The sequence below is a fragment of the Pseudomonas sp. NPDC088429 genome (genome assembly GCF_044753305.1).
Classification (GTDB): domain Bacteria; phylum Pseudomonadota; class Gammaproteobacteria; order Pseudomonadales; family Pseudomonadaceae; genus Aquipseudomonas; species Aquipseudomonas rustica.
Map to the genome: position 1 here is coordinate 1 of NZ_JBIVMX010000017.1, position 21,493 is coordinate 21,493.

A 21,493-nucleotide genomic window follows, 5' to 3' on the forward strand; every position below is an offset into this window, starting at 1 on the left:
ACCAAAATTAACCACAAGCCTAGCATTCGCAGCGTTCCGGCACAGACCGGGTCCATATCGAGATGATTTCTATCATGTCCTCCGCTGCATCTTTCCGCACAGAAAACGACCTGCTTGGCGCCCTCGAAGTACCGGCTCAAGCGTATTACGGCATCCAGACCCTGCGAGCGGTGAATAACTTCCGTCTCTCCGGCGTTCCGATTTCGCATTACCCGAAACTGGTTGTCGGTCTGGCAATGGTCAAACAGGCCGCTGCTGACGCCAACCGTGAGTTGGGTCATCTGAGCGAAGCCAAGCACGCTGCCATCAGCGAAGCCTGTGCCCGATTGATCCGCGGTGATTTCCACGAAGAGTTCGTGGTCGACATGATTCAAGGTGGCGCCGGTACTTCCACCAACATGAACGCCAACGAAGTGATCGCCAACATTGCTCTGGAAGCAATGGGTCACCAGAAAGGCGAGTACCAGTTCCTGCACCCGAACGACGACGTCAACATGGCGCAGTCGACCAACGACGCTTACCCGACGGCAATCCGCCTGGGCCTGTTGCTCGGTCACGACACCCTGCTGGCCAGCCTCGACAGCCTGATTCAGGCGTTCGCGGCCAAGGGCAAAGAATTCGATCACGTCCTGAAAATGGGCCGTACTCAATTGCAAGACGCCGTGCCGATGACCCTCGGCCAGGAATTCCGTGCTTTCGCCACCACCATGGGCGAAGACCTGGCCCGTCTGAAGACGCTGGCCCCGGAACTGTTGACTGAAGTGAACCTGGGCGGCACCGCGATCGGTACCGGCATCAACGCCGACCCGCGTTATCAAGCGCTGGCGGTTCAGCGTCTGGCCCTGATCAGCGGTCAACCGCTGGTTCCAGCCGCCGACCTGATCGAAGCGACTTCCGACATGGGCGCCTTTGTACTGTTCTCCGGCATGCTCAAGCGCACCGCGGTCAAGCTGTCGAAGATCTGCAACGACTTGCGTCTGCTGTCCAGCGGCCCACGCACCGGCATCAACGAAATCAACCTGCCAGCGCGTCAGCCAGGCAGCTCGATCATGCCTGGCAAGGTCAACCCGGTGATCCCGGAAGCTGTGAACCAAGTTGCTTTCCAGGTCATCGGTAACGACCTGGCGCTGACGATGGCAGCCGAAGGCGGCCAACTGCAGCTGAACGTGATGGAGCCGCTGATCGCGTTCAAGATCTTCGACTCGATCCGCCTGCTGCAACGCGCCATGGACATGCTGCGCGAGCACTGCATCGTCGGCATCACCGCCAACGAAGCGCGCTGCCGTGAACTGGTCGAGCACTCGATCGGTCTGGTCACCGCATTGAACCCGTACATCGGCTACAAAAACGCCACCCGCATCGCCGGCCTCGCCCTTGAAAGCGGCCGCGGCGTGCTGGAACTGGTGCGCGAAGAAGGTCTGCTCGACGAAGCCATGCTCGCCGACATCCTGCGCCCGGAAAACATGATTGCTCCGCGTCTGGTTCCGCTGAAAGGCTGAATCGACGCGTTACTTGTAGCACCGCTCACCAGGTCGAGGGACTAGACACCTCTCACCTTTTGAGGGCTTGGGGATTTAGTCCCCAGGCCCTTTTTTTTAACTTCTTTGCGGGCAGGACGTTAAATGTTTTGTGTATTTGATACCGCCAAGATCGCAGCCTTCGGCAGCTCCTACATGATGGATGTACACCTGTAGGAGCTGCCGAAGGCTGCGATCTTTTGATCTTGCAGCATCCTCGTTTCGTCGCTTGCACCACGACTGTGCAGACGGGCGCCGCACTGATCGGTATAGTGCCGCCCCTCTTCGCATGAGCGGTCGTCGGTAACGAGGCCATCACCCATGTGAAACCCGAACTAATAACAAACCCGCGATTTGGAACCGGGACGAAACCTTCGCCTCACCTGTTGTGCCGCGCGCAAACCGGTGTAACACGATGTTTCTCCCATCCAGCATTTGCTTACACAAAAAACAGCGAGGAAAAATCCATGCTCGAAGTCATTAACGACTTCCTCTCAGGCAAAGTACTGATCGTGCTCATTGTCGGGCTCGGTAGCTACTTCACGATTCGCTCGCGTTTCGTTCAACTGCCGCACTTCTTCCACATGTTCGCGGTGTACCGCGACAGCCTCACAGGCAGCGCCGGCCAACTCAGCTCGTTCCAGGCCCTGATGCTCAGCCTCGCCGGCCGTGTCGGTGCAGGCAACATCGCCGGTGTCGGCATTGCCGTGACCCTCGGCGGTCCGGGTGCGGTGTTCTGGATGTGGGTGACCGCACTGGTCGGCATGTCCAGCAGCTTCTTCGAATGTACTCTGGCCCAAGTCTACAAACGCGCCGATGGCGACGGTCTGTACCGTGGTGGCCCGGCCTACTACATTCAGCACGGCCTGAAGCTCAAAGGCATGGCAGTGGTGTTCTCCGTTCTGCTGCTGGTCACCTACGGCTTCGCCTTCATCGGCCTGCAGTCCTACACCGTGACCCACTCGCTACAGAACGCCTTTGAGTTCAATCCACAACACACCGGTATCGTCCTGGCGGTGCTGCTGGCCATCACCTTCCTCGGCGGCATCAAACGCATCGCTTCGGTGTCCGACCTGTTGGTACCGATCAAGACCCTGGCCTACATCGGCGTGACCCTGTACGTGATCGGCACCCAGATCGAACACGTGCCCGCCATGCTGGAAACCATCATCAAGAGCGCCTTCGGTCTCGACCCGGCCTTTGGTGGTCTGCTCGGCAGCGCCATCGTCATGGGCGTGAAGCGTGGCGTGTTCGCCAACGAAGCGGGCCTGGGCAGTGCGCCGAACGTCGCCGCCGTGGCTGCGGTGAAACACCCGGGCGCGCAAGGCGTGGTTCAGGCTTTCAGCGTGTTCCTCGACACCTTCGTGATCTGCACCTGCACCGCGCTGCTGATCCTGCTGTCGGGCTTCTACACGCCGGGTTTCGAAGGTGACGGCATCGTCCTGACCCAAAACTCGCTGGCCGCCGTGGTCGGTGACTGGGGCCGCATGTTCGTCAGCGTCGCGCTGTCGCTGTTCGTCTTCACCTGCATCCTCTACAACTACTACCTGGGCGAGAACAGCTTGCAGTTCCTCACCCGCAACCGCGCTGCGCTGATGATTTTCCGTGGCCTGGTGCTGGCGCTGGTTGTCTGGGGTTCGATGCAGGATCTGTCGACCGTGTTCGCCTTCGCCGACATCACCATGACCTGCCTGGCCTTCGTCAACCTGGTGGCCCTGGCCATGCTGTTCAAGGTCGGCATGCGCGTAATGCGCGACTACGACGAGCAGCGTCGCGCCGGCGTCAAACAGCCGGTGTTCGACTCCAGCAAATTCACTGACCTGGATCTGGACCTGAAAGCCTGGCCAACCAACCCGCCGGCAACAGCGGGCAAGACCGAAGCCGAGCCGCAAGGCGTACCTGCAGCGCAACGCTGACAGGTGAATGACGGGCGCATCCCCTGCGCCCGTCAGTTATTGTGATGCAATAACTTGTAGGAGTGAGCCTGCTCGCGATAGCGGTTCATCATTCAACATTTATGTTGGCTGAAAGACCGCTATCGCGAGCAGGCTCACTCCTACAGGAACTCATCGTTTCGGAGAATCCTATGAATTCGTCGACTTATCCCGCCGCCCAACACGTCATGGTGCTCTACACCGGTGGCACCATCGGCATGCAAGCCAGTGCCAACGGCCTGGCCCCAGCGTCCGGTTTTGAAGCGCGGATGCGCGATTACCTGCACAGCCAGCCTGAACTCGTCGTGCCGCAGTGGCGCTTTCGCGAGATGTCGCCGCTGATCGACAGCGCCAACATGACCCCGACCTATTGGCAGCAACTGCGTGAAGCGGTGGTCGATGCCGTGGACGTGCAAGGCTGCGACAGCGTGTTGATCCTGCACGGCACCGACACGCTGGCGTACAGCGCGGCGGCGATGAGCTTTCAGTTGCTCGGCCTGCATGCGCGTGTGTGCTTCACCGGTTCGATGCTGCCGGCGGGCGTGACCGACAGCGATGCCTGGGAAAACCTCGGTGGCGCACTGGTTTCCCTCGGCCAAGGCCTGGCGCCGGGCGTGCATTTGTACTTCCACGGTGAACTACTGGCACCGACCCGTTGCGCAAAAGTGCGCAGCTTTGGCCGTCATCCGTTCAAGCGTCTGGAGCGTCAGGGCGGCGGTGTGAAAGCGCCTTCGATTCCGGCGTCGTTGAACTACAACCAGCCGAAGCAACTGGCCAAAGTTGCCGTGCTGCCGCTGTTCCCCGGTATTAGCGCTGGAGTCCTTGATGGTGTGCTCGACAGCGGCATTCAGGGTCTGGTGCTGGAGTGTTATGGCAGCGGCACCGGGCCGAGCGACAACCCGGAGTTTCTGGCGAGCCTCGGCCGCGCGCGGGACAACGGCGTGGTGGTGGTGGCGGTTACGCAATGCCATGAAGGTGGGGTTGAGCTGGATGTGTATGAGGCGGGCAGCCGCTTGCGCGGGGTTGGCGTGTTGTCCGGTGGCGGCATGACCCGTGAGGCGGCGTTTGGCAAGTTGCACGGGTTGCTCGGTGCTGGGCTTGAAACTGAAGAAGTGCGCCGACTGATTGAACTCGACCTCTGCGGCGAACTCCTCTGACACCACCCCGCCCTTGTAGGAGCAAGGCTTGCCCGCGAATGGCCCACCTCGATGACACAGATACACCGTGTCATCGTTCTTCGCGGGCAAGCCTTGCTCCTACAAGGATCGCGTACGGCATGCAACTTGCTGCATTCCAGCCATCTCAAGGCTGGAAGATCCCATGCTGCACTCCCACCTCACCACCCTCAACGCTGTCTCGCTAATCCTCAACACCTTCAAAGCCGAAGGCCTGTCGAGCGAGGCGCTGCTCAACGGCAGCGGCATCAGTGCGGCGGATTTAAACCGTGCCGACACACGCATCACCACCAACCAAGAGATGCAGGTCTGCGCCAACGCGGTCGCGCTCAAGCACGATATCGGCCTGGAACTGGGCCGGCGCATGCACGTTTCCTGCTACGGCATCCTCGGTTACGCGCTGCTGACCTGTGCCACCTTCGGTGACGCTTTGCGCCTGGCGATCCGTTATCCGGCGCTGTTGGGAACACTTTTCGAACTGAGCCTGGAAGACGATGGCGAGCGCGTCTGGTTCGTTGCGGCGGACTATCGCGAAAGTCCGGCAATGGCGGTGTTCAATGCCGAGTTCTGCTTGGTCTCGCTGAAGGTGATTTGCGATGACTTGCTCGGGCATCCGCTGCCGCTGCTCGCCACGCGGTTCGAACACGCCGCGCCGGATTACCGCGACAGCTATGCCGAACACTTCAACGCGCCGCTGCACTTCGCCGCCAAGGACAACGCCTTCGCCTTCGACCGACACTGGCTCGATCAGCCGTTGCCCTTGGCGGATGCCATTACGCATCAAGCCATGGCCGAACGTTGCCGCAAGCAGAACCTCGAATTCACCGGGCGTCAGGCATGGCTGGGGCGCATTCGTCAGTTGCTCAGTGCGCAATTGAATGCCGCGCCGGGGCTGGAAGGATTGGCGCAGCAGATGAAATGTTCGCCACGCACCTTGCGCCGCCATCTGAAGGACATGGGCAGCAGCTATCAGGAACTGCTCGATGAACTGCGTTTCGAGCGGGCCAAGCAGATGTTGTGTGAGGATCAGTTGCCGATCTATCGCATTGCCGAAACGCTGGGCTTCAGCGAGACCGCGAGTTTCCGCCATGCCTTTGTACGCTGGAGCGGCGTTGCCCCCAGCCAATTCAGGGCTTGAAAATCTAAAGATCGCAGCCTTCGGCAGCTCCTACAGGGATCGGTGTAGGAGCTGCCGCAGGCTGCGATCTTTTGATCCTCAGGGGGCGAATTGCGGTCAGAGGTTTTGGCCAGATCAATCCCCTTTTGGCCTTTCCTGCCGTTCTCCGATTCGTCTCGCGCCGCAACACTGGACGCAACCGAACCAGCCTTGCGGAGAACAACAAATGCTGACGATCTACTCAGACGATCACCACCTGCACCATGGCCGCTGCGAACTCATCGATGGCCAGCTAAAACCGTGTTTCGAGATGCCCTCGCGCGCCGACCATGTGTTGCAACGCGTACAAAATCAGAACCTTGGCGCGGTCGAAGCACCGAAGGATTTCGGCCTCGACCCGATCGCCCGCATCCACAGCCGCGACTACCTCGATTTCTTCAAAGGCGCCTGGGATCGCTGGACTGAATTCAACACCGACGGCGACTTGCTGCCCTATACCTGGCCGGCGCGAACCTTGCGCGCGATCAAACCGACCAGCCTGCACGGCCAACTCGGTTATTACAGCTTCGACGGCGGCGCCCCGATCACCGCCGGTACCTGGCAAGCGGCCTACAGCGCGGCGCAGGTTGCCCTCACCGCACAAGCAGAAATCCAGCGTGGCGCACGCGCTGCTTTCGCTCTGTGCCGCCCACCGGGACACCACGCTGCCAGCGATTTGATGGGCGGTTATTGCTACCTCAACAACGCCGCCATCGCCGCGCAAGCCTTCCTCGATGCAGGCCACAAGAAAGTCGCGATCCTCGACGTCGACTACCACCACGGCAACGGCACGCAGTCGATTTTCTACGAGCGCAGCGACGTGCTGTTCACTTCGATCCACGGCCACCCGGAAGCGGAATTCCCGTTCTTCCTCGGTTATGACGATGAACGCGGTGAAGGCGCCGGTGAAGGCTTCAACTTCAACTATCCATTGCCGGCCGGTTCCGGCTACGACGTCTGGAGCGCAGCGCTGGAGCAGTGCTGCGACGAGATCGACCGCTACGGCGCCGACGTCATCGTCGTGTCGCTCGGCGTCGATACGTTCAAGGACGATCCGATCTCGCAGTTCAAACTCGACAGCCCGGATTACCTGGCGATGGGCAAGCGCATTGCCGCTCTCGGCAAGCCAACCCTGTTCGTCATGGAGGGCGGTTACGCGGTAGAAGAAATCGGCATCAACGCGGTGAACGTGCTCGAAGGCTTTGAACAATGAAAACGCTCAAGCAGGTGATCGCCCCAGCAATGTGCGCGGCGCTGCTGAGCGGTGTCGTCCACGCCGAAGAACGCACGTTGCGCGTCTACAACTGGTTCGACTACATCACGCCCAAGGCGCTGGAAGACTTCAAGGCGCAGAACACCCAGACCAGATTGATCTACGACATCTTCGACACCAACGAAGCGCTGGAGGCCAAGCTGCTCACCGGTAATTCCGGCTACGACGTAGTGGTGCCGTCCAACGTGTTCCTCGCCAAGCAGATCGAGGCCGGGGTGTTCCAGCCGCTGGATCGCAGCAAGCTGCCGAACTGGAATCACCTCGATCCGAAACTGATGAAGCTGATCGAAGCCAACGACCCGGGTAACAAGTTTGCCGTGCCGTACATGTACGGCACGATCCTGATCGGCTTCAACCCGGCCAAGGTCAAAGCCGCACTGGGTGACAACGCGCCGGTGGACAGTTGGGATCTGATTTTCAAGGAAGAAAACATCAGCAAACTCAAACAGTGCGGCGTCGCCCTGCTGGATTCGCCGTCAGAGATTCTGCCGCTGGCCTTGCAACATCTCGGCCTCGATCCGAACAGCAAAAACCCGGCCGACTATGCCAAAGCCGAAGCACTGCTGATGAAGATCCGTCCATACGTGACCTACTTCCACTCGTCCAAATACATGGCCGATATCGCCAACGGTGACATCTGCGTTGCGGTCGGTTATTCCGGCAGTTTTTCGCAGGCCGCCAATCGGGCGAAGGAAGCCAAAAACGGCGTGGTGGTCGACATGCGCCTGCCCAAAGAAGGCGCACCGATCTGGTTCGACATGCTCGCCATTCCGAAAGGCGCGAAGAACACCGAGGACGCCTATACCTTTATCAACTACCTGCTACAACCGGCAGTGATTGCCCCGGTCAGCGACTTTGTCGGCTATCCGAACCCAAACAAGGACGCCACCGAACGGGTCGATCCGACGATCCGCAACAACCCCAATCTGTACCCGACCGACGCGGCGATGAACACCCTGTACACCCTGCAACCGCTACCGCGTGATGCCGAACGCGCACGCACCCGGGCCTGGACGAAAATCAAATCCGGTACCTGATGATTTGCTTCTGAAACAATCCGACCCGCCATCGTGCGGGTCTTTTTTTGGCGTGCGATACATAGATACCACCACGCCCCACAAACGCCTCGCTACCGTCATGTGCTTTCCCGACCCAACCGTCAGAAGGATCTGCACATGCCCACCCTCGAGCCCAACGCGCCAAACCTATCCGTCCCCGCCACCGATTTGCTGACGCAACTGATCACTGGCCCGTCTCTGCGAGAAGTCGCCACCACGGTGCTGCGCGCAGAACTGAACGTGCTGTATCCGACACTCGAACTCAACCCCGATCTGGTCATGGTCGGCACACCGTCCTGGATCAATCGGGATGGGCACATCGTTGCCGGCGCCACCCGATTCGAATCATTGACCGACGCACTGTTGCGTCACGCGATCGCGCGCCAACCAGTCATGTACATCGACGGCGAACACTTCCTGACCCGGCAACCGGGCGCCAGCCCTTCCATCCAGTTGCCGGTCAATATCGACGCGGTCGGACGTCAGCTCAACTTGCTCGTTTCGATCCTCTTCTCCGCCTACCAGGAACAGCAACTTGATTACTGGAATCAGCCGGTCACTCTTCGCTTGCCGCGATGGCAGGAGCTCTCGCTGGCCTTGCGCGTACGCTGGAACATCAAGCAGGCCAAACACTGGGATGCCGATCAACTCGCCCTCGCGCGCCTTGTGTTCAACTACCCCGATCGTGCCACGCGCAAGCCTCACGACCCCTATCAGACGCGCGTCTGCCTGATCGATCTGGACAGCGCCGGCGAAACCTCCACCCACCTGAACATGATGGATATCGCCGTGGTCATCGGCGTGTCGAATGAGCGCACCCTGATTCTTACGCATTCAATCATCATGGGTTTTCGTACTCATTCGTCATTCGAAGCACTGGGCAACTATCTCAGAATGTTCACCGCTGGCTTGTCCGCTGATAGCCAGCTCGACTGGCGGCTGGTTGAGCCCGAGGGCGATTTTTTCGACACCCAGGCCTGCACGCTGATTGCTCTGCAAGCGCAGGCGCTGGGCGAGCTGGACTTCAGTAGTCCTGCGCCGACGACTGTCACCCAGGCCAACGCCCACCACGTCCACAAGACCGATGCGCGCTTTAATCGCATCGATCCGCTGTTGCCAGACTGGCTGACCCAAGCGCTTCCCAACGACCTCAGTGCCTTCAGCCGACATTTGATGGATCTGGCCGCCGTGCGGCAGAGCAGCACCACCTCTTTCGACGATGAAATTCCCCCCATCGAGCGCTTTGCCTTGAAAAGTCTCAGGCGGCAAATTGAAAAGACCCACCCGCAGGCCACTCAACTAAAACTCAAGAACCTGCGCATCAGCATTACCACCCCGGTGGTCTGGGGCACCCAGGCAACGGGCTCCAGCGAAACACTCACACTGAGCATTGCCGAGCTGGCTCTGGAAAACCTGATTGCCGTCCCGCTCGGCAATAAAGTGCTCTGGTTTACCACCGGTGAAGCGGTTCCGGACTGGCTGACCCCGACCTACGTCGAAGGGTTGGTGACCACGGTCAATATCGGCAAAACCTACCCGGCACTGATCAAGGAGCGACTGGTTGATGACCCGATCAAATCTTTAGAGTTGTCGAGGCTGTACCGCGCGCACTTGCAGGTGCAGCTGCCATTGCTGGCCCTGCAATGCAAGATCCGCAAAGAAGGCGCTATCGATGAGCAGGGTTACCGCTACATCGTGGCCGTGATGAGTGCGGCGGGTGAAGCGCGGCGGGTCGATGATCAGGAAATCGTCATCCGTCCGTTATCGTTTGTGCTCGATCAACAGACCGACGACAGCGCCGACATCGTCACCAACATGTTCGTGATCGGCCCGCGTGATCAAAGCAAAGGGCCGTGCTTGCTTTATCGTCCGCTGCTGGAAAACCCGCTGACTCAGTACCCGACGCCGTCGAGCCTGATCTACGCGATCAAACACTCGAAAAAGATCCGTGAATCAGTGCTCGCCTGGCTGCCGGACAGCGTTCGCGCCAACTATTCGAACTTCATTTACCACGGTGACGTGCCCGACCTCGCGGTATTCGCCGAGCTGCTGACCAATCCACTGCTGAACATCAACCTCAACACCCCGGTGCGGCTGGGTAGCAATGTGCTTGAGGGTGATTACCTGCGCAGCTTGTTCACCGCCAACGCCAATGCCCTGATCGAGCTCGCTGACCGGCAATCCTTATCGAACGCCGAAAGCCATTGGGCGACGCTCAAGCAAGGCGCGTGGAAACTGTTCAACGCCGTCCTGCCGTTTCTCGACCCGACCGTAGGCACGGCGGTGTGGATATGGCAGTTGTTCGATGATCTGCAACAGACCATCGAGGCGACCCACAACGACGATCGTGAGCTGGCCGCCAGCGCGCTCACCGATTTGCTCCTGTCACTGGCCATGGTGCTGGCGCATCGCGCAGCGACTCGCGGCAAGCCGGCACGACGTGCAGATGAGTTACCCGCAAAGACCAAGACCCCACTCATCGAAACACTGTCGCGCCCCGGTAAGATCCAGTTGAAACAGCTGGCGGACATCGCGCCCGTTGACCTGCCAGGCAACCATGAGTCGGCCATCCACATTCTCGGCGCGCTCAATCGTGAAGCAACGAGCCTTGGCCAGACGCTTGAGCGATTCGCCATCGACCCACCGCCAGATCTCGGCCAGCCCATCAGCGAGGGTGCGCAACAACACCTCTACGCCCTGGGTGAAAAACGTTACGCCAAAGTGGGTACGCGCTGGTTCGAGGTGCGCCTCAATGAACAGCAAGATGTGCAAATCATCGACGCCCGCAAACAGCCGCCACGCTCTGGGCCATTGCTGATTAACAATCGTCAGGGACGCTGGTTCATCGACACGCGCCTGCGTTTGCGCGGGGGCGGCCTCAAGAGCCGAAAGGCCGATCTGCTACGCAAGAATGCGCAACGGATCGATGAACTGCGCCAGAACCTAAAAACGTTCAACGATAATCTCAGCCCTGCCAAAGACGCATTGATCGCGGCGCGCAAAGCGCTGACGTCGGCAACCGATGAGACGTACAAGGCGCACGAAGCGGTGTTTCTGGAAAAGCTTGAAGCACAGATCCGCACCTACGACAACACTATCGGCTACATCAAGGAGTTGAACCGCATTGATGCGGTGCCACGATACCGCGCTTCAATGGTTGAAATGCTCAGCTCCCAGCTGTTTTTCAACCAGTCGTGGATCGAGCAGATCGGACCCGCATTCAAATCGTCGCTGGATCTGACGTTGACCCTGCTGGCCGAAGAAGAGGCCGGCAACAGACCCACCGATAACGCGCCCTACCAGGAGATGCGCCGGCTGACCACGCTGATGATCGAGCGCATCGAAATGGCTCAGGCGAGTTTTAACGAACTGAGCGTGCTTGGCAAAGAAGCCGCGCAAGTCGTCAGCAAATTTAAACAGAAGTTGCCGGTCTTCGACGTGCAGGACATGAAAGCGTTAAGGATTACCCTGGCGCGCGAATTTTGCGTCAAAGAAGGCAGTGGCCGCGCACTCGAGGAGGCGCGCGAGCAGGTCGAGCGCCTGGTTGATGAGGCCGATCTGGCGATCCAGAACTCGCTCGATCTGCAACGCGAAGACCATCAGCTCAGCGACCCGCAACGTATTGAGGCGCTCAACACTTTGGTCGAACAATTCGTCAGTATCGATTCCCGGCTGCAGGATCTGCCCCAGCAATTTGCCGAACAGATGCTGACTGATCAGCTTGCGCAACTGCAGCTCAATATCGATGAGTTCGGCCAGCAAAGTACCCGACAACTGTCGCAGCTGCTGCGTGATCGTGGCCCTCAACATCCGCAGCCCGGGCCGTCGCGGGCACCGGCAAAAAAAGTCATCAAGACCCGCTTCAAAGGCACGCAACTCGCGGTGCCGCGCAAAGAAGCACAAGGTCATGCGCAATTTGCAGACGTCAAAGCCAGCCTCACCGGCAAGGTGCTGGCAACCTTCCACGAGAAGGAACCCGGCGTGTGGGTGCAGCGCTTGCGCAGCAAACCGGCGAAAACCCTGCCCGCCAAAAGTTTGAGCAACGCCATGAGTTCAGGGCAGACGCTGCTGGATGCGGTGCAAGGCTTTATCGAACAGCAAAAGGCCCGCGCCCATGAGCCGAATCGCTTGCCGGTGGAAATCGAAGAAGCCCTCGCCCGTCACGCCACGCAACTGAGCGACACCGCCAAAGCCATCGACCAGTCGCTGGCGTCCGGCCCCTCCTCTCATGCGCAAGCCAGCACGGCGGCGCAGCTCAAACAGAAAATCGAAGTGGCAGTAAAACTACTGAAAAGCGAAGGTCATACGCTGCGGGTGAACATGACCAAACGCCAGTTGCCCACCGCGCCGCGTGTGGAGTGGTTGCTCGCTCAGCAAGAGGTGACGATCGAGATAATCCCTGGTCGCCGGCAGCTCAAAGGCTCGAAGAAAGACTTTCTGCAGGAATACGAAATTCGCGATCGCAAGAGCAAAGCGGTGCTGTGGTACGCGCATTTTCACTATGAACGAGCCAATACCGCCGATGAGTTTTTCAGCGCCGCGCACCTTAAAACCAAAGAGCAACGATTGCTCGGCAGCGGTTACTCCCTGGAAAACGCGTCGAGTACCCAGGAGGTGATCGCCATCTACCGCAGCGAAATCGGCGTGACACTGGCAAAAACCCTGTTTTTCCCGGTCAAGCCGCCCACCGCGCCCGTGGCCTGAATCTGCCGCTGTCACTGTGGAGAGGGACCTTGCGCCCTCACCACAGTTTTTTTACCGAACAATATCTATGTACCACCATCGTACGGCGGCCATTCATTACTTTCGGGGTTTACGCAGGAGGCAATCCAGCTTCCTCGACCGCTTTGGAATTTTGAACATGAGCCCCCCGGTCACCCTGTCCTCCCACAGCTCCACACCCTTGCTCGACAAAAGCCGGCTGGTGAATCTGACCAGCCACGGCCCGACGCTGGGTGATGTCGCCGCACAAATGCTCAGTGAAGCCTTGCGTGCGCTGTATCCTGACCTGGCCCTTGACCCGAATGAATGCATGATCGGCACGCCGCAATGGCGTGAGGAAAACGGTCATGTAGTCGCCGGGATCACCCGTTTCGAATCACTGAGCCATGCACTGGTTCGTCTTAATCTGTACAGCGTCTCAGCCAATTTCATGGCTGCCGAACATTTCCTCACCCTGGAACCCGACATTGCAACACCGCGACATCTGGCGGTCGACATCGAAGAGATCGGCCGGCTACTCAATGACAACGCACCGTTGTTGTTCGTCGAGTATCAGGAACGCCAACTGGATTTTTGGAACAACGACGACCGCAGCCTGCCGCGCTGGCAAGAACTCGCCGACGCCTTGCGCAAAGCGCTGGATATCACGCAGGTACAGGGTTGGAGCGATGAAGAATGCGCGTTGGCCCGAGTGATTTTCACCTCGCCGGACAAGCAAACCCGGCAAGCGGTGCACGGCGAATTCAGCGACATTCAGGCCGGCCTGGTCGATATCGATACCCTGGAAAGCACCAGCATCGCCCACCTGCTGCTCGGCGGCGCGCTGGTCATGCGCGCGCGACTTGAGCAGCGCGAGCTGGTGTTGATGTACACCATTGAAAGCGGCTACGAGTCTTTTGCCTCGATGGACGCCCTCGGCGCATCACTGCCTTCGCGTATCTCAGAGCAATTGAATGGACGTCCGATGCAGTGGCGCCTGTTCGAGCCCGAAGGAGATATTTTCGATCAAATGGCCTGGGCGTTGGTCGCCTCGCAACTCGACGCGATTGTCGCGATTGGCGACGGCTCGGCCTCATCCGCTCCGGCCACCTTGAGTGCGCCGGTGGTGCCTGCGGACGAGCAGGCCCGCCTCGACAAACTCGAATCAGCGATCCCCGCCTGGCTGCACAGCGCCTCGGCCAAGGATCTGACGGCTTACAGCAAGTACATCACCGGTCTGGGCAAGCTCTACCGCGATCCGCAGATGAAAGCCGGCAAAGATCTGATCGAACCCATCGACCGCTTTGCTCAACGCCTGATGCGCGAAGCCATTACTCGTGACAAACACGCCGAAGGCGCATCGACACTGCCGCTGGATGAACTGGAAATAACCATCACCAACAGCTTCACCGCCGGCGACCTGACCCTGCCCAACGCGCTCGACACCTACACGCGAACCCTCGGCCAATTTGCCCTGGAAAATACCGCGCCCTATCAGGCCACTTTGCGCTTCAAAACGGCTGAAACCGTTCCGGCCTGGCTGACGGTCGATCTGTTGGTGAATCTGTCCCGACAAATCGACATCGGCAGCGTTTATCCGCAGCTGATCAAACGCCAACTGATCGACGATCCACAGGAAAACAAACGTCAGGCCGGGCTGTATCAAAAACAACTGCGCTTGCTGCTGCCGCTGGCGGCGCTTGAAAGCAAAGTTCGTTCGCAGAGCGGTTTTGATGAAACCGGCTACGCCTATATCTGCCAGCTGGTCGGTGAGCGGGTGGTGTCCTCACAGAAAATATCGATCTGCCCGCTGACATTGATCCCACAGCATCGCTTGGTCAGCGCTGCGGACAACGTGACCAACATGTTCATCATTGGCCCGACTGATCCTGACAGTGGCCCCTGCATCCTCTATCGCCCGTTGTTCGAACCGGCCTTGCTGCAATTCCCGTCCCGACAGAATCTGTTGTACGCGCTGCATCAACCGGGCGAACTCAGGGACTCGGTACTGGCCTGGTTGCCTGACCGCCACTTGAGTTTCGAATACGCGCAATACGTGTTCCCTGTAGGTTTGCCGTCGCCCTGGCTGATCACCCAGCAACTGTCCGACCCCAACCTGCGCCTCGATGGACTCGGTCACGTGAGCTTCGGCAATGACGACATCACCGGCGATCGCTTTCAGGCGCTGTTTGAAAGAAATGCGAAAGCCCTGGTCGAACTGGCGGATCGTCAATCGATGTCCAACGCCGACCAACGCTGGCTACTGCTGCAGGAAAGCAGCTGGAGTCTGTTCAATGTCGCCTCCAACTGCCTCAGTGGCGCGCTCGGAACTGCCGTATGGGTGTGGCAAAGCATTGAAGAAATCCAGCAGGCACTCGACGCCCATACGCGCGGTGATCGTCTCGGCGAATGGAGCTCGCTGGCCAATGTATTGCTGACTCTGGGAATTATTCTGACCCATCACGCCGTACGGCATCGCCGACGCGTGGCGGGTGAGCTGAAGCCGGAGCCACACTTCGTCGACGACTTGCGTAAAACCGATAACGCACTGGTCATTTCACGTTTTGACGCCGAGCCGTTGCGGGGTGAACTGCCGAGCACGCATTGCACCTCCGTCGAGGTGGGCGGATCGGTTCCTCGACGCGATCCGACCGCGCTGGGACGTTACCTGGACACGCTCAAGGTCGAGGCGCCCGATCTGGCCCAAGATGACATGATCAGGCTCAACGACCAACCGCCCCACCTCTATCAACTCGAGGACAAGACCTACGCGCAAGTGCGCGAACGCTGGTTCGAAGTTCATCTGGATATCAACGAACAAGTCACGATCCTTGATCCACATGACGCCTCCCGCAGCGGACCGCTGCTGACCCACGGTCTGCAGGGTCTGTGGTACATCGACACACGCCTGCGTCTGCGGGGTGGCGGGCGCAAAAGCCGGATTCAGCAACTCAGGCATGTTAACGCTCATCGCAAACTGGAACTGGAAAGTACCCTGCAAGCGTTCAAGGATCGCGAAACAACCCTCAAGACCGAATTGCGCGCAGCCCTCGATGCGCGGCTCAAGGCCACCGAGCAAACGATGCAAACCGTCACGAACGCCTACGCGGCAAAACTCGAGGAAACCATTGGCGAATACCAGAAAGCCCTGGAACATCTTCGCGAATGGCGCACCAAGGGTGGCTCGGTCGGTTATCTCTACGACACGGTGCGCCTGACCATCGAGCTGCAAAAAAACATCGCTCAGTGGTACGTCATTAAAGTGCACGCCTACACCAAGACCACTGAACCGCTGTATCTCACCCGGCCCGATGATCCGCCGGCGCAAGGCGCGAGCTACGCTGCGACCATTGCTCAGGCCATCGAGCTGGGCCAGCAACTGGAAGAAAAACTGAGTCTCGCTGATACCTCGCTGGAGCAGTTGAAACCTCTCGGCAAAACGGGCATTTCCAAAGCGGCGCAACTGCGCGCCATGTTGCCGTCTGCCACCGCCCTGGAGTTCAAAGCCAACGAAATTGGCATGTCGCATGAGCCCTGCATGGAGGAAACAACGGGGCCACTGATGGATCAGGCACGCGATCAAATGGGCAGCATTATTGTCAATGCGGCGAGCGCCGCACAGGATCTGGCGATGCTGATCAAAGAGCCTGCACCGATGGCCGAACCGTCAGCCACTCTGGAAAAAATGAGCCACTTCGTCGACACCTTCAACGATGCCGACCAGCGTCTGCAGGAGCTACTCGACAACTTCCCGCAACAGGTCAAGCGCCCGCGCGTGATGCATCTGCGAACACTGATCGAAGAGTTTCGCCAACTGGCTCAGGCCCGGCTCGATTCCTTGTTGCTGAATGATCCGACGCTGCAGCAACGGAAGGCCACCACCACCGAGCAACCCGGTCCGTCGCGCGCGATGATCAAGGTTTACAAGACCCGACCACGCGAACCAGCACCTGCCGTACCTGAGAAAAGCAGTGCCGATCCGATCAACAGAATCCTTCCCGACACACGCCCCGCGCTAAGCCCGGTTCGCGATGATCTCGATACCATCGACAATGCCCTTCTACTGAATCTCGATTGCCCGAATTTTCTCAAACGCACCCGAAAAGACGCACTGCGCCCTTCACGGATCCCTGCCGATATGCAAGATATCCACGAACAGTACGCGCGGAAACTGGAGCAAAGCGCAACAGACGTCGAACAAGCCTTGAGCAACTTGCGTGCGGCAAAAAAAAGCGTTCCCCCTATTGCCAGTCTGAGTACCGAAATGCGTGAATCGGCCACACGGGTCAGGCGCGAAGGCGTGGACATCCGCGCGAGCATGTACAAACTGCGCAAACCGACTCAAACCAATTTCAAATGGATGCACGAGAATGCTCAACTCAGCCTCGCTCGCGACGAGCGTGGACGTATCCCGACGAAACAGTTCGGCGATTATTTTCAGGAGTTCCGGATTCTCGACAAGGCAAACAACGACCAACCCCTGTGGGTCGCGCACTTTCACTACAAAACCCTGAAAACCCCGGCGGATCAACCGACCACCGCCCACCTGAAAGTCGCCGACAGTTACCTTGCGACCCTTACACCGGATCAGCAAAAAACCTTGAACGCTTTCGAGCCGATCAATGGCGTGTTGCGCAAGTTGAGCGATCCAGACCTGCGCAAATTGTTTCTTGATCTGCCCATACCGGAGAAACCAGTGGCCGGTGCTTCCGGGAAAAACTGATTTCAGTCGCGCCAGGCTTTCTTCAATCGCCCGAGCGCAGCGCTGATCGCTGCCTCGGGCACGGCGGCAAAACCCAACACCAGGCCGGCGCGTTGATCCGCCGGCAAGGTTGAATCCGGCAGCCAATAACTGCTTAAACCGTTGATCTCGACATCGGCGCTGGCGGCCAGACCGATCAACTGTTGCTCGCGGACCAGTGTGTCCACGGCAATGGTCAAATGCAGACCGGCCGCCACACTCGGCAGGCTGCCGACGCCGGGAATATCGCTCGGCCAACCGACCAACAAGGTATTGCGCCGGCTCAATGCGGCACGGCGCATCCGCCGGATGTGCCGCTGAAAATGCCCGGCCGCCATGAACTCGGCCATCACCGCTTGGGTGCTCACTTCCGAGTGGCGCACGTCCACCGCGCGGCGCTGGGAAAAGGCGTCCACCAGCGCTGGCGGCAACACCAGATAACCCAGGCGCAGCGCCGGGAACGCAACTTTGCCGAAGGTGCCGACGTACAACACCCGCCCCTGCCGATCGAGCGCCGCCAATGGCGCCAGCGGTGCGCCGGTGTAACGGTACTCGCCGTCGTAATCGTCCTCGACGATCCAGCCTTGCGTGCGCTCGGCCCACGCCAGCAATTCCAGACGTCGCGCCAGACTCATCACCACGCCGGTCGGGTATTGATGAGATGGCGTCACGTAGGCAACCCGACAATCCGTTGCCGCTGCCAATGCCGCGCAATCAATCCCCTCCTCGTCCACCGCAATTCCACGCAATCGCGCACCTGCTACAGCGAACGCGTGACCAGCGGCGCGGTAACCTGGATTTTCAATGCCGACGCCATCGCCCGGCTCCACCAGCAACTGTGCACAAAGGCTAATGCCCTGCTGCGCGCCACTGGTGATCACAATTTGCTCAGCGTTGCACTGCATGCCGCGCGAACTGCGCAGATAGGCGGCGATCATCGCGCGCAAACGCGCATCACCAGCCGGGTCGCCGTAACACAGCTGCTGCAAATCCGGCTTGCGCCAGAAAGCCGCGTTCAGCTTGGCCCAGACCTCAAAAGGGAACAGATCGAAGGCCGGCACACCGACACGAAAAGCACGCGGTGGACCACTCGGCGGCTTGGCCAAATGGTTGTTTTCGATGCGGGAAAAAGTATCGCTGTGGATAACTTTACTGGATGGAATCACAGGTAAATCCAGCCAATTTGTGGATAAGGCTGTGGGTAAGCCTGTTGAAAACCCTGTGGATACTTTTGTGGATAGTTTTTTTGCCGAGGGCGGCGGCGCCGACAATTGTGCGACGTAAGTGCCGTCGCCGACCCGCCCTTCGATAAACCCTTCGGCATACAACTGATCGTAGGCGCGCACCACGCTGTTACGCGAAATCGCCAACGCTGCCGCCAGATCGCGACTGGCCGGCAGCCGCGTGCCACTGGCCAAGCGGCCATCGAGTACGCGCAGACGCAATGCCTGATAGAGCTGGCGGCTCAGGCCCTGCCGGCGATCAAGCTCGATACCGGCGGGATTGAAGGGCATGGACAGCGTTAACGAATCAGGCATGGTAATGGACCTATGAAATTGGTCATCAATGGCTCTTACAACAGACCAATAGCCTGCCTAGGATGCAGGCATTCGCCAAGGAAAATCTGTCCATGTACACGCCGCGCGCCTTTGCCATCGAAGAACTATCCCAACTGCACGAACTGATCCTCGCCACCCGCCTCGCCATTCTGGTGACCCACGGCGAAAACGGTCTGCAAGCCAGCCATGTGCCGGTGCTGCTGCATTGCGAACAAGGCGAGTACGGCACGCTGTACGGGCACCTGGCCCGCGCCAATCCACAATGGAAAGACCTGCGTGACGGCGCCGAAGCCATGTTGATTTTTGCCGGCCCCGACGCCTACGTCAGCCCCGGTTTTTACCCGAGCAAGGCCGAGCACGGCAAAGTCGTGCCGACCTGGAACTACATCGCCGTGCACGCCTATGGCCACGCCGAAACCTTCAGCGATGGTGGACGCCTGCTCGACATCGTCAGCACCCTCACCGACCGTCATGAAGCCGGCCGCGCGCAACCGTGGTCCGTCGCCGATGCGCCCGCCGATTACATCGACGGCATGCTCAAGGCGATTGTCGGTTTTGCCATTCCCATCGACCGTCTCGAGGGCAAGCGCAAACTCAGTCAGAACCGCAGCGCCGAAGACATTGCCGGCGTGCGTGAAGGTCTGGCCGCCAGCCCCGAAGTCAACGATCAAACCCTCGCCCAATTGATGCGCTAAGGAAATCACCATGAGTCAGATCGACATTCGCCAGGTCAGCGCCGCCGACCGCGCCGCGTGGCTGCCGTTGTGGCAGGCCTACCTGCGCTTCTACAACACCGAACTGCCGGACGCCGTCACCGACAGCACATGGCAGCGTTTCCTCGATCCGAGCGAACCGACCCACGCAGCGTTGGCCTGGGCCGATGGCAAAGCGGTCGGCATGGTGCATTACATCTATCATCGCTCGAACTGGAGCATCGAAAATTCCTGCTACCTGCAGGATTTGCTGGTGACCGAGGAAACACGCGGCACCGGCGTCGGCCGCCTGCTGATCGAACACGTTTACGCCACCGCCAAGGCTGACGGTTGCTGCAAAGTGCACTGGCTGACCCACGAATCCAACGCCACCGCGATCCAGCTCTACGAGCGCATCGCCGAGCGCCCGGGCTTCATCCAGTTTCGAAAAGCCATTTAAGGAGAGGCACCCATGATCATTTCACCTGCTGACTGGAAAGGCGTCCCCGCCCCTACCGCCACATTGCTTGAAGGGCGTTTTATTCGCCTCGAACGCCTCGACCCGGCGCGCCATGGCGAACAACTGTTCGCCGCCCTCGAAGGCCCCGGCGCCGACCCGAAGCTCTGGGATTATTTGCCCTACGGCCCGTTCCCGGAACGCAGCGTTTTCGACGCCTGGCTGAACAACCATGCCGCCGCCAGCGACCCGTATTTCTTCGCGGTCATCGACCGTGCGAACAACCAGGTGCAAGGCATCCTCAGCCTGATGTCGATCGTCCCGGCGCAGGGCCGCATCGAGATCGGCCACGTCACCTTCGGCGCGCCAATGCAGCGCTCGCCGAAAAGCACCGAGGCGGTATACCTGCTGGCCAAACATTCCTTCGACCTCGGCTACCGCCGCCTCGAATGGAAATGCAACAACGGCAACGCCCGCTCCAAATACGCCGCCGAACGTCTGGGCTTCAGCTTTGAAGGCGTGTTCCGCCAGCACATGGTGGTCAAAGGCCAGAACCGCGACACCGCGTGGTACTCGATTGTGGATTCGGAATGGCCGGCGATCGGCGCCGGGTTCGAGCGCTGGTTGAGCGATGAAAACCAGACGCCGGATGGACAGCTGAAAGGCTTGGTTGAGTGCCGTAGCTGAAGCGCAAAGCAAAAGATCGCAGCCTGCGGCAGCTCCTACATTGACCTGTGCAGGAGCTGCCGCAGGCTGCGATCTTTTGATCTTTAACCCACGTCCCTACGGATGCGCACCACGCTCATTTTCATCCCGAAACAACGGAACACTGCATTCAACGACTTCATCGTCTGATTACCTTCACCGTGCTCGATATGAACTAATGTACGGACTGAAATTTTGCACATCCTTGCGAACTGGTTTTGATGCAACCCAGTCACTTCCACGCGTAAACGCCGAACGGCTTCACCGATTTCCAGTGTGCCCTCAGCGATTGCCTCTTGGATGCTTTCCATTAGCACCATTCGCTCAGCAACTGTCATTCCCACATCATTACCTCCGCTTTTTTTAACGCAGTAGGCTTCACAGCCATATTGGAGTGAGTCTGATGAACTAATCAGCGCTCAATCTGCAATGTATTGCGATTCAAAGGGCAAAGGCGCTAAGAAAACTGCAACAAAATGCAGATATTCCCCAGCTATTTCCATAAAGCTGCAAAACAATGCAGAT

Annotated in this window: 13 protein-coding genes; 11 read left to right on the forward strand and 2 right to left on the reverse strand. The window is 59.2% G+C overall.

Going from position 1 to position 21,493, the window contains the following annotated elements; genetic code table 11:
• Positions 1-74: 74 nt before the first annotated feature.
• The 8 genes from ACIP66_RS11615 to ACIP66_RS11650 all read left to right on the forward strand — a co-directional run bounded on the left by ACIP66_RS11615 (position 75) and on the right by ACIP66_RS11650 (position 17,537).
• Entirely contained in the window at positions 75-1,499 is a 1,425-nt protein-coding gene (locus tag ACIP66_RS11615) for an aspartate ammonia-lyase (protein WP_159814480.1), read from the forward strand.
• A 485-nt stretch (positions 1,500-1,984) separates the two neighbouring features.
• The gene (locus ACIP66_RS11620; protein WP_400648132.1) at positions 1,985-3,433 is read left to right on the forward strand and encodes an alanine/glycine:cation symporter family protein; all 1,449 of its coding nucleotides are present in this window, start codon (positions 1,985-1,987) and stop codon (positions 3,431-3,433) included.
• Positions 3,434-3,603: 170 nt separating this feature from the next.
• Entirely contained in the window at positions 3,604-4,608 is a 1,005-nt protein-coding gene (locus tag ACIP66_RS11625; protein ID WP_400648135.1) for an asparaginase, read from the forward strand.
• A gap of 163 nt (positions 4,609-4,771) precedes the next feature.
• Complete coding sequence (locus tag ACIP66_RS11630) at positions 4,772-5,764, forward strand: AraC family transcriptional regulator (RefSeq protein WP_282351617.1); 993 nt, start codon at positions 4,772-4,774, stop codon at positions 5,762-5,764.
• Positions 5,765-5,969: 205 nt separating this feature from the next.
• Positions 5,970-6,995, forward strand: coding sequence for a histone deacetylase family protein (locus ACIP66_RS11635; protein ID WP_400648138.1), 1,026 nt, complete (start codon positions 5,970-5,972; stop codon positions 6,993-6,995).
• Entirely contained in the window at positions 6,992-8,092 is a 1,101-nt protein-coding gene (locus tag ACIP66_RS11640) for a polyamine ABC transporter substrate-binding protein (RefSeq protein ID WP_400648141.1), read from the forward strand. Before ACIP66_RS11635 ends, ACIP66_RS11640 begins: the two co-directional genes overlap by 4 nt.
• A 138-nt stretch (positions 8,093-8,230) precedes the next feature.
• Positions 8,231-12,817, forward strand: coding sequence for a hypothetical protein (locus tag ACIP66_RS11645; RefSeq protein ID WP_400648144.1), 4,587 nt, complete (start codon positions 8,231-8,233; stop codon positions 12,815-12,817).
• Between the two features lie 157 nt (positions 12,818-12,974).
• Complete coding sequence (locus ACIP66_RS11650; protein ID WP_400648146.1) at positions 12,975-17,537, forward strand: dermonecrotic toxin domain-containing protein; 4,563 nt, start codon at positions 12,975-12,977, stop codon at positions 17,535-17,537.
• Between the two features lie 2 nt (positions 17,538-17,539).
• On the opposite strand, the gene ACIP66_RS11655 is transcribed toward ACIP66_RS11650, so the two are convergent.
• Positions 17,540-19,093: a PLP-dependent aminotransferase family protein gene (locus ACIP66_RS11655; RefSeq protein WP_400648148.1), complete on the reverse strand. Its 1,554-nt coding sequence runs from the start codon at positions 19,091-19,093 to the stop codon at positions 17,540-17,542.
• A 92-nt stretch (positions 19,094-19,185) separates the two neighbouring features.
• On the opposite strand from ACIP66_RS11655, the gene ACIP66_RS11660 reads away from it, so the two are divergent.
• From ACIP66_RS11660 to ACIP66_RS11670, 3 genes are read left to right on the forward strand one after another with little or no spacing between them, the layout of a single operon-like run.
• Positions 19,186-19,809 (forward strand): FMN-binding negative transcriptional regulator, encoded by a 624-nt coding sequence (locus tag ACIP66_RS11660; RefSeq protein ID WP_212550321.1) that lies wholly within the window; start codon positions 19,186-19,188, stop codon positions 19,807-19,809.
• A gap of 10 nt (positions 19,810-19,819) precedes the next feature.
• The gene (locus ACIP66_RS11665; protein WP_008078822.1) at positions 19,820-20,266 is read left to right on the forward strand and encodes a GNAT family N-acetyltransferase; all 447 of its coding nucleotides are present in this window, start codon (positions 19,820-19,822) and stop codon (positions 20,264-20,266) included.
• Between the two features lie 12 nt (positions 20,267-20,278).
• Positions 20,279-20,950, forward strand: a complete 672-nt coding sequence (locus ACIP66_RS11670; RefSeq protein ID WP_053125167.1) for a GNAT family N-acetyltransferase — start codon at positions 20,279-20,281, stop codon at positions 20,948-20,950.
• Positions 20,951-21,033: 83 nt separating this feature from the next.
• On the opposite strand, the gene ACIP66_RS11675 is transcribed toward ACIP66_RS11670, so the two are convergent.
• Positions 21,034-21,312 (reverse strand): helix-turn-helix domain-containing protein, encoded by a 279-nt coding sequence (locus ACIP66_RS11675; protein ID WP_400648153.1) that lies wholly within the window; start codon positions 21,310-21,312, stop codon positions 21,034-21,036.
• Between the last annotated feature and the right edge of the window lie 181 nt (positions 21,313-21,493).

Coding starts and splice junctions, on each gene's coding strand:
- ACIP66_RS11615 (WP_159814480.1), top strand. CDS start 75: ATGTCCTCCGCTGCATCTTTCCGCACAGAAAACGACCTGCTTGGCGCC.
- ACIP66_RS11620 (WP_400648132.1), top strand. CDS start 1,985: ATGCTCGAAGTCATTAACGACTTCCTCTCAGGCAAAGTACTGATCGTG.
- ACIP66_RS11625 (WP_400648135.1), top strand. CDS start 3,604: ATGAATTCGTCGACTTATCCCGCCGCCCAACACGTCATGGTGCTCTAC.
- ACIP66_RS11630 (WP_282351617.1), top strand. CDS start 4,772: ATGCTGCACTCCCACCTCACCACCCTCAACGCTGTCTCGCTAATCCTC.
- ACIP66_RS11635 (WP_400648138.1), top strand. CDS start 5,970: ATGCTGACGATCTACTCAGACGATCACCACCTGCACCATGGCCGCTGC.
- ACIP66_RS11640 (WP_400648141.1), top strand. CDS start 6,992: ATGAAAACGCTCAAGCAGGTGATCGCCCCAGCAATGTGCGCGGCGCTG.
- ACIP66_RS11645 (WP_400648144.1), top strand. CDS start 8,231: ATGCCCACCCTCGAGCCCAACGCGCCAAACCTATCCGTCCCCGCCACC.
- ACIP66_RS11650 (WP_400648146.1), top strand. CDS start 12,975: ATGAGCCCCCCGGTCACCCTGTCCTCCCACAGCTCCACACCCTTGCTC.
- ACIP66_RS11655 (WP_400648148.1), bottom strand. CDS start 19,093: ATGCCTGATTCGTTAACGCTGTCCATGCCCTTCAATCCCGCCGGTATC.
- ACIP66_RS11660 (WP_212550321.1), top strand. CDS start 19,186: ATGTACACGCCGCGCGCCTTTGCCATCGAAGAACTATCCCAACTGCAC.
- ACIP66_RS11665 (WP_008078822.1), top strand. CDS start 19,820: ATGAGTCAGATCGACATTCGCCAGGTCAGCGCCGCCGACCGCGCCGCG.
- ACIP66_RS11670 (WP_053125167.1), top strand. CDS start 20,279: ATGATCATTTCACCTGCTGACTGGAAAGGCGTCCCCGCCCCTACCGCC.